Origin of the sequence: Methyloceanibacter sp. (assembly GCF_051306395.1) — a bacterium.
Lineage (GTDB): Bacteria > Pseudomonadota > Alphaproteobacteria > Rhizobiales > Methyloligellaceae > Methyloceanibacter.
Genome location: NZ_JBPPND010000161.1, coordinates 1 through 2,447 on the forward strand (window position 1 = coordinate 1; position 2,447 = coordinate 2,447).

The 2,447-nt window shown below is 65.0% G+C and carries 2 protein-coding genes; one reads left to right on the forward strand and one right to left on the reverse strand.

Going from position 1 to position 2,447, the window contains the following annotated elements; translation table 11 throughout:
• Positions 1-971: 971 nt before the first annotated feature.
• Positions 972-1,631 (forward strand): hypothetical protein, encoded by a 660-nt coding sequence (locus tag ACSLE4_RS08310; protein ID WP_435903995.1) that lies wholly within the window; start codon positions 972-974, stop codon positions 1,629-1,631.
• Between the two features lie 12 nt (positions 1,632-1,643).
• Here ACSLE4_RS08310 and ACSLE4_RS08315 read toward each other — a convergent pair whose 3' ends face one another.
• The gene (locus ACSLE4_RS08315) at positions 1,644-2,348 is read right to left on the reverse strand and encodes an SRPBCC family protein (RefSeq protein ID WP_435903996.1); all 705 of its coding nucleotides are present in this window, start codon (positions 2,346-2,348) and stop codon (positions 1,644-1,646) included.
• Between the last annotated feature and the right edge of the window lie 99 nt (positions 2,349-2,447).

Below are 2,447 nucleotides of genomic sequence, written 5' to 3' on the forward strand. Positions count from 1 at the left end.
CTTCTCGGCGTAGTAGACGTCCTTGAGGTGATGCAGGAACAGGTCCTCAAGATTTTTCATTTTCGCCATATCGTCCTCCTGAATTTGGATAAACGGGGGTAGAGGCCGCCCAGGGGGCGGGCGGCTTCATCAATGAGTTGTCGTTGATGCAAGCCCGTAACGCGTCGATCCGTTTGCAGGTTCCGCCGGTCCCTCCCCATTCCCGCCACACATATGGCGAGAACACCCGGTCCCGGGCCACATTACGGTTACGCCCGCGCCCAATTGACGTGCTGCATTGACCCTCGTGCCGAGCACCGAGGGCAGTCGATGACATCGCGACCTGTTGCTCCAGGCTTTCTCAAGCCCCTGGCGATCTTGCCCGTTCTTGCCGTGATCGCGGCCGTCGTCGCCCTTTCGAGCTCTATCGGCCCAAAAACCCCTGATGACGCCATCGAGCAGGTGGCCCTCCGGCATTATCTAGTGTCGAGCCAGACAAGCCTCGTGGCCGTGGATTCTGTGGATTCCCGCCCTGATGGCAAAGTTGTTACCACTGCGAAAGTCCCCCTGAACCTTCCAGACGGCTGGGTCTATGATAAAGTCTACGGACGCCCCGCAGCCGGAACGCTCAGGGCTACAGCTCCGGGTCGGCGCCAGCTCGCGTTCGACCCATCCGCCGCCCCGCAAGCTCTTCCCAGAGTTGCGGGAACGCGGGTTGCAGCAGCTGAACCGATTCCGGCACCGCCGCCGCAAGCCGACACCGCACTCGGGACCTCCGAGTCGGCGCCGGCAAGCACCGCGGCAGGGGGCGTGGCGAAACCGCAGGAGACAGCGAAAGTCTCAGGCGTCGAGCCATCGGCCCGGAACGGTAAGACAGGACAAATCGCAATGTTCGTCTTTTTGCTCATCTTCCTAAGCTCAGTGACGCTGCTCATGTGGCGTCACTACCGCCGCGACAATGCCTCCCCGCGGCGGATCGGGAGGAGGATCTGATGCCGTTACGGGGGTCGGTGCAGCTCCTCCTCCTATCTCTTCGCCGGCGCGCGACGCGCAAGGCGTGGTTAGGAGCCGTTGGCGCGGTTGGTCTTGCGGTCGGCGGCGTCCAGCTCGCGAACGTGCTGCCCTCGCTCGGCGAGGACGGGCTCGCGCAAGCGCTGCGCCAGAGCGTCTGGAACCAGGTGCTCGCCGACCAATCGACCCCGGCCCGCTGGCCGTGGGAGGATCTCTCCGTGAGCATGTCTCTCGCGCCGTCGGCCAGTGTGCCACGGCTCGGCCTGAGCGCCGCGATGCGCCGCGAGACGGCCGGCGTTGCTGGATCCACCTCGCCCGCGCCGGACCGCACCGCGCGCGTCAAGACCCAGAAGGCGAAGAGCGATCAGGTGCAGGGCGACGTGGCCCTGAGCGACGTGACCCTGAGCGGCGTGACCATCGGCGACAGCATCACCTTCACGGCCGCAGACGGCGCGACCTGCGTCTACCAGGTCACCGGGCGCCGGGTGGTCGATCCGCATCTCGCCGCGAGCGAGGCCGAACGCTTCGGCGGCGAAGCGGCGCTTTTCCAGTGCGGCCCGCTCGAGAACCTGATCATGCAGGCGACCCAAGGCGAGCCGGACGCCGCGCCGAAGCCTGCGGAAGAACAGCGGAAGCTCTAATCTCTATGTTTGCTAGCGCTGCGGTGGCGGCGGCGTGTCCGCCTGAGCCGGTGCGGCCTGCTGCTGCGCGCCTTGCGCCGGCGTCGCGGGAACGACCGACTCCCCGCCGGCAGATGGCTGGCCGTCTTCAGGAGCGGCCGGGGCGACAGCTTGCGGCGGCACGATGATGGGACGCGCGGCCGGAGCCCGATCGCCCTCCACTTTCGCCCTCAGATTCTGAAGCCCCTTCAGGTACTCGGCGCCGATAAAGCCGTCGAGCATCAGTCCTTTCCAACGCTTGATCGGGCTCGAACCCGTCTCGTAGCCGAAGGTCCAGGTGACCTTGCTGCCGGAACCGTCAGGGGTGAGCTGATAAGAGCTCGCGCCGTTGAGACCGTTGATATTCGCGGCGAGATCCACGCTGCGGGACTGTTCGGTCTCGACGATCTGCAGGCTGCCATCGCCGACGGACGGCACCTCACTCTCCCACTCGACCTTGGCCCCCTTGCCTTCGGGCGGGCCTGAATAGGTCATCTTCATATTAGGATCGCGGGCCGCCCAAGGCGACCATTCCGGAAACCGGCGCAGATTGTTGAGATAGGGATAAATGGCGTATTCGGGCGCGTTGATCACCACCGACCGCGCCACCTTCACATGCGCCGGCAGCCCCAGCGCGACTGCCGCGAGAATGAGAACAAGCACGCCAAGCCCAAGGACCAGCCGCATCATTGGCGCCATCACAAACTCTCCTTCATCCTCGGCTGTGAGTCCCCCGCGAACCGCCGTTTTGTGACGCTTCCGCCACGGTCACGCGCTCGCTTTTTCACAGAAAACGAT